Below are 6,217 nucleotides of genomic sequence, written 5' to 3'. Positions count from 1 at the left end.
GAGCTGCACCGTCGGGCCCGCCGTCGCCACTTCCCTCAGCCGCACCGTCGACCCCGCCGTCGGCCGCACCGTCGACCCCGCCGTCGGGCCCACGCTCGACCCTGCCGTCGACCCCGCCGTCGGCCCCTGACCTTTCCTGAACCGTCTCTCCTGAAGGAGCATCATGACCGCCCCCCTCGACCGTCCCCGTCGCCTGCGCTCCACCTCCGCGATGCGCTCGCTGGTGCGCGAGCACACCCTGCGCCCGGCAGACCTCGTGCTGCCGATGTTCGTGCGCGAGGGCGCCGAGGAGAGCGCGCCGATCAGCTCGATGCCGGGCGTCGTGCAGCACTCGATGGACTCGCTGGTCCGTGCGGCGACCGAGGCCGTCGAGCGCGGGGTGGGCGGCGTGATGCTGTTCGGCGTCCCCGAGCACAAGGACGCCATCGGGTCGGGCGCCACCGATCCCGACGGCATCCTCAACCGTGCCCTCGCCCGCCTGCGCTCCGAGCTGGGCGACGACACCGTGATCATGGCGGACCTCTGCCTGGACGAGTTCACCGATCACGGCCACTGCGGCGTGCTCGATGCGGCCGGCCGAGTGGACAACGACGCGACCCTGCTGCGGTACCGCGAGATGGCCCTCGCCCAGGCCGAGGCCGGTGCGCACTTGCTGGGCCCCTCGGGCATGATGGACGGCCAGATCGCGGCGATCCGCGACGAGCTCGACACCGCCGGCCGCCAGGACACCGCGCTCTACGCCTACACCGCGAAGTACGCCTCGGCGTTCTACGGCCCCTTCCGCGAGGCGGTGGACTCCTCGCTGCAGGGCGATCGCCGCACCTACCAGCAGGATCCGGCGAACAGCCACGAGGCCCTGCGCGAGCTGGAGCTCGACCTGGCCGAGGGCGCCGACCTCGTGATGGTCAAGCCCGGCATGCCCTACCTCGACGTGCTGCGCGACGTCGCCCAGGCCTCGCCCGTCCCGGTGGGCGCCTACCAGGTCTCCGGCGAGTACGCGATGATCGAGGCGGCCTCCGCGAACGGCTGGATCGACCGCGACCGCAGCGTGCTGGAATCACTGCTGGCCTTCCGCCGGGCCGGCGCCTCGACCGTGCTGACGTACTACGCGAGCGAGGTCGCCGGCTGGTACCGCGACGGTCTGCCCGCGCACCTGCGCGAGTTCCTGTGAGCACTGCGGCGCTCTAGTCGGCATCGGCCAGTCGATATCAGATAGTCGGCATGAGCCAGTCGGCATCAGGCGGCCTCGCCCCACCCTCGCCCCCTCGTTCCTCTCGGCCCCTCGTTCCTCTCGAAGGAGTTCCCTCATGACCAGCACTTCCTCTGCAGACCTCTTCGCCCGCGCCCAGCAGGTCATCCCCTCCGGCGTGAACTCGCCGGTGCGTGCCTTCGGCTCGGTGGGCGGCACCCCGCCGTTCCTCACCGATGCCAAGGGCGCCCTGCTGCACGACGCGGACGGCAAGGAGTATGTGGACCTGGTGGGCTCGTGGGGCCCGATGATCCTCGGCCACGCGAACGAGCAGGTCGTGGAGGCCGTGCGGGAGGCCGCCGGCCGCGGACTCTCCTTCGGCGCTCCGCAGGCCGGCGAGGTCACCCTCGTCGAGGAGGTCGTCTCCCGCGTCGGCCCGGTCGAACAGCTGCGCCTGGTGAACTCCGGGACCGAGGCGACGATGAGCGCGCTGCGCGTGGCCCGTGCGGCCACCGAGCGCGAGGTGATCGTGAAGTTCGCCGGTTGCTACCACGGGCACGTCGATGCCCTGCTGGCCGAGGCGGGCAGCGGCGTCGCCACGTTCGCGATGCCGGGTTCGGCCGGCGTGACGGCATCGACCGCGCGGGAAACCGTGGTGCTGCCCTACGGGGATCGGGACGCGGTCGCGGCGCTGTTCGCCGAGCGCGGCTCCGAGATCGCCGCGATCATCACCGAGGCGGCGCCCGCGAACATGGGTGTCGTCCCGCCGCTCGAGGCCGACGGCATCGGCTTCAACCGCTTCCTGTCGGAGACCGCGCATGCCCACGGCGCGCTCCTGATCAGCGACGAGGTGCTCACCGGGTTCCGTGCGAGCCGCGAGGGCTACTACGGCGTGGACGGGCCGACGGGAACCGACGATGCCTGGGCACCCGATCTGATGACGTTCGGCAAGGTCATCGGCGGAGGTCTGCCGGTCGGTGCGTTCGGCGGCCGGAAGGACCTGATGGGCCTGCTCGCCCCGGCCGGCCCCGTCTACCAGGCAGGCACGCTGTCCGGGAACCCGCTGGCCACGGCCGCCGGCATGGCGACCTTCGCCGGGCTCGACGCCGCCGCCTACGAGACCCTCGGCTCGGCCTCGCGCACCCTGCAACAGCTGGTGGCCGACGCGCTCACCACTGCCGGGGTGCCCCACGTGATCCAGACCGCAGGGACGCTGTTCTCGGTGTTCTTCCGCGAGGAGCCCGTGACCGGTTACGAGGACGCGAAGAACCAGGACACGGCGGCCTTCACCCGGTTCTTCCACGCGATGCTCGACGCGGGGGTCTACCTGCCGCCGTCGGCCTTCGAGGCCTGGTTCGTCTCCACCGCGCACACGGAATCGGTGCTGGACCGCATCGCCGCCGCACTGCCCGGCGCCGCGAAGGCTGCCGCGTCGGCGTGAGCTGATCGGCCGCGCCTCGACGGCGCCCTGAGGGCGATGACGACCGCGGCGACCACCAACGTGATCAGCGCGAGCAGGCTGACGAGGAACAGGACCCGCGCCCACGGCGAACGGTCGGCGCCGCTGATCAGGGGGTGAGGGGTCATCCGGAGCTGGGCCTGCTCAGCCGGGTTCGCGACCTGCGTCCGGGGCGATCTCTCCTCGTCCGGAGGAACGTCGGACGATGCGCCGCCGGACCGATCCGGAGTGCCTGCGCGCGTTCCGCAATCGACGCGCGAGGCTGATCCGGTGTTCGGGGGGATCGAAGCGGTGGGCGTCCTCAGCGGGGCCGACATCGTCGGCGGGGGCGCTGTGCTCCGCCCCAGCGGTGTTTTCGAGGCCCCTTGACTCCGGTGACTGCGGTGACTGCGGTGACTGCGGTGACTGCGCATGATCATCAGCCACCCGCTCGTCTGCCTGGTCCGGCAGGGAGAGCGGCTCGGCCGTGGTGGTGCGAGTGACGCCGGTGCTGCTGGTCCAGGTGACGCGGTGCCCGGAGTCGGCAGGGTCGCCGGACCGCTCGACGCTGCGCACCTGGTTCTCCTTGTCGTTGCAGAACGCGCAGGTGCCCTCGCCGTTGTCCGAGCAGGTCGGGCCACCGGCCGCATAGGGCCGGATGTGGTCGGTCTGGCGGATCGGGGCATCGCAGAAGGGGCCACGACACGTGACGTCGCGCCAGAGGATGAACCGGGCGAGAGCCGGTGGGAAGGCGCGGCCAACGGAATCCATCGCCACCAGCTCCCCGGTGGTGGGGTGGGTGTAGAGGCGCCTGAGGTCGGCGCGGGCAGCGGGCCCATCCTGGCCGAGGGCGGAGTCCATCTGCTGCTTCCGCCTGCTCAGCGTGCTGCGCAGCTCTTCACGGAGGGACTCGGAGGGGACGGGTCCATATCCCTCGATCCGCGCGAGGTCTCCGCGGCTGGGTGAGAACAGGGCTCGATCGGTGATGATCACCCCGATGTCGAGGCGGGTGGGGTCCATGCCGTCCTCGCGGCCCAGGAGAGTGTCCATGAAGGTGTCGGCCTGGATCGCCTGGTGTCCTCGTCGATCACCATGGGCGCGCAGGCGCTCCGACTCGAGGGAGAGGCGCTTGCGGATCTTCGCAGCGTCCAGAGCAGGGATGTGCGCGGAGACCGTCGCCATGCCGTGCTCGCCGGGACGCACCGTGACGTGCCGCTTGGTGCGCGCGTGCTGGTGCCGACGCGCCGCGCCGGTGGGGTCCGAGGCCTCGATCTGTGCGGTGACCTCGCGCTTCCAGCGCTTCACGCCGGCGCCGTCGAGGGAGGGCAGCCGACGGGCGAGTCCACGATCGACCTCTTTTCGCTGCGCCGGGGACAGAGGCGCCACGGAAACGGCCGCGCTGCGGACCTTCTCGGGCGCCGCCTGCCCGGTGGCCAGGGCGTGGAGCATCTCGGGCATCGACTCGACCAGTCGGCGGCTCCTGCCGAGGGTGCGCCCAGCACGAGCGGGAGAGGCTCCCGTGATCATGGAGAGTTCGCGCGTCGCGGTGCGCTCGGCCCGCTCGTCGGTCGCCTTCGGTGCCGGAGCGGCCTCGGGCTCCTGCGCCGCGTTCGCCATGGCGTCTGCCCGTGCCTTTAGCCGGATCGCATCGGCGAGGCCGACGACGGCACGCGCTTCGAGTGCCTCCAGGGCCGCCTGCTGTTCGTGCAGACGGCCGACCACCGCGGAATAGTGCTCCGGCGTGTGCGCCTCTTCTCCCCCACCGGCGGCGTCGAACAGGATGCCCGGTTGCGTGGCGAGCTCGATGAGGAGAAAGGCTTGATCACCGAGCAGTTCGGCGAGGGCGAGAGGCCCTCGGCCCCGCACGGCGTCGAGCAGCTGCCGGGTGGGGTCCCCGGCTTCCGCGTCATCGCCCTGCAGTGTCTCCGTCATGCTCCTATTCTCCCGGGCACCCCTGACAAAAGAAGAGCGAAAGAGCGATTGTGGATAACTGCCATTGGGGAGGAAAGGTGGTCGCACAAAGAAGCGGGAGAGGATCGGTGTCGACAGGCCGATCCAGCGGTGGCGGTCACGCTTCAGCGCACCCCACGCTCGTCGCACGTGACCACAGAGCACCCTGGGGGCCCGTCCACTCAATCCACCCCCTCTCGCAAAGTCAGGATCACCGCAGGTTAACGGCACTTCTTACGCACGGGGGCTGCCCCCAGTCCTGTCGGGCGCGCGCTCGCGCGCACCAGATTCCCGCTCCGCAGGACGCGCCATCACACTCGGCCCACAACACCCCACGCACACCCACAGAATTCACCCTCGACAATGACACTCTGCGAATTGTGGATAACCCTCACGCGTGGAGGAAACATCAGCCGACAGCCCCGGCACGAAGAATGCTGATCACGCCCGAAGTCAGCATGCGACGTTTCATGACGAGAAGGTCGACAGCGCGACGTCCGGCCCTTCACCATGGGAGCTCGCCGGCCGCGGAACTCCCCCACCGGCGCATCGCTCCGTAGCTCAGTCCGGTAGAGCAGCTCCCTCATATGGAGCGCGTCGCAGGTTCGAATCCTGCCGGAGCGTCGAGGCGGTCCAGGACCGCACCCGGGCCTGTCGCCCCTGGTTAAGCTGGCCGCGGCGATGCGCTCACCGCCGTGCGCTCACCGCCGCGACCGCAGGAGGATGCATGTCTCGCACAGCCCCGGATCCGTCCCTCGTGCGCGGAGCGACCGTGCTGATCACCGGCGCCGGGCACGGGATGGGCGCTCTCTATGCCCGACGAGCCGCCCGCGAGGGCGCCGCGTCCCTCGCGCTGTGGGACCGGGACACCGTCGCGATCGAGCAGCTCGCCGCCGAGCTCTCCGCGCAGGGGGTGGATGCCCGCGCCTACCCCGTCGACATCTCGCAGCAGCAACAGATCGCGTCGGCCGCCGCAGACACTCGGGCAGACCTCGGCACCCCCACCCTCCTCGTGAACAATGCCGGCATCGTGCGCGGTGCGATGTTCTGGGAGCACGATCCCGAGCGCGACATCGAGCAGACCGTGCGCATCAACTCCCTCGGCCCGATGTGGCTGACCAGGGAGTTCCTCCCTGACATGATGGCCGACGCCTCCCGGCCACGACGCATCCTGAACGTCGCGTCGGCCGCCGGGACGATGCCGAACCCGCGGATGAGCGTCTACGCGGCCTCGAAGTGGGCGCTGTACGGCTGGAGCGAATCGCTGCGGCTCGAGCTCGAGCGTTCAGGGCATCGCCACCTGGCCGTGACCACCTTCTGTCCCAGCTATATCTCCACCGGCATGTTCGACGGAGCCCGCGGCCCACTGCTCACCCCGGTCATGACCCCGGAACGCGCCGTCGAGAAGGCCTGGATGGCAATGCTGCGGGGCACGCCGGTCGTTATGACGCCGTGGACGGTCAAGAGCGCCTCGATGCTGCGCGGAGTGCTGCCCACCCGAGCGTGGGACCTGATCGCCGACAGGATCTTCCACGTCTACTCCTCGATGGACCAGTTCACCGGTCGCCGCACGCCGGATCGGAGCGACCGGCCGACGGAACCCGGCATCGGGCCGTCCTGAGCGGCCTCGCGGGACGGAA

At 70.6% G+C, this 6,217-nt stretch carries 4 protein-coding genes and 1 tRNA gene; 4 read left to right on the top strand and 1 reads right to left on the bottom strand.

All coding sequences use genetic code 11. The features are described 5' to 3' along the window. Positions 1-163: 163 nt before the first annotated feature. Together hemB and hemL are read left to right on the top strand one after the other, a co-directional pair. Positions 164-1,171, top strand: coding sequence for a porphobilinogen synthase (hemB, locus tag CIK81_RS16130; protein WP_096165388.1), 1,008 nt, complete (start codon positions 164-166; stop codon positions 1,169-1,171). Positions 1,172-1,307: 136 nt separating this feature from the next. Then, positions 1,308-2,630: a glutamate-1-semialdehyde 2,1-aminomutase gene (hemL, locus tag CIK81_RS16125; RefSeq protein ID WP_114355889.1), complete on the top strand. Its 1,323-nt coding sequence runs from the start codon at positions 1,308-1,310 to the stop codon at positions 2,628-2,630. A 162-nt stretch (positions 2,631-2,792) separates the two neighbouring features. On the opposite strand, the gene CIK81_RS16120 is transcribed toward hemL, so the two are convergent. Continuing rightward, the gene (locus CIK81_RS16120) at positions 2,793-4,559 is read right to left on the bottom strand and encodes a DUF222 domain-containing protein (RefSeq protein WP_114355888.1); all 1,767 of its coding nucleotides are present in this window, start codon (positions 4,557-4,559) and stop codon (positions 2,793-2,795) included. 568 nt (positions 4,560-5,127) lie between these two features. Here CIK81_RS16120 and CIK81_RS16115 point away from each other — a divergent pair. Together CIK81_RS16115 and CIK81_RS16110 are read left to right on the top strand one after the other, a co-directional pair. Next, a tRNA-Met gene (locus CIK81_RS16115) sits at positions 5,128-5,201 on the top strand. Between the two features lie 103 nt (positions 5,202-5,304). Beyond that, positions 5,305-6,198 (top strand): SDR family NAD(P)-dependent oxidoreductase, encoded by an 894-nt coding sequence (locus CIK81_RS16110; protein ID WP_096166767.1) that lies wholly within the window; start codon positions 5,305-5,307, stop codon positions 6,196-6,198. Positions 6,199-6,217: the final 19 nt, after the last annotated feature.

It is taken from the genome of Brachybacterium sp. JB7 (assembly GCF_003335205.1).
Classification (GTDB): Bacteria; Actinomycetota; Actinomycetes; order Actinomycetales; family Dermabacteraceae; genus Brachybacterium; species Brachybacterium alimentarium.
Note: the sequence above shows the minus strand (reverse complement) of the source record. Positions and strands in the feature narration are given on the sequence as shown.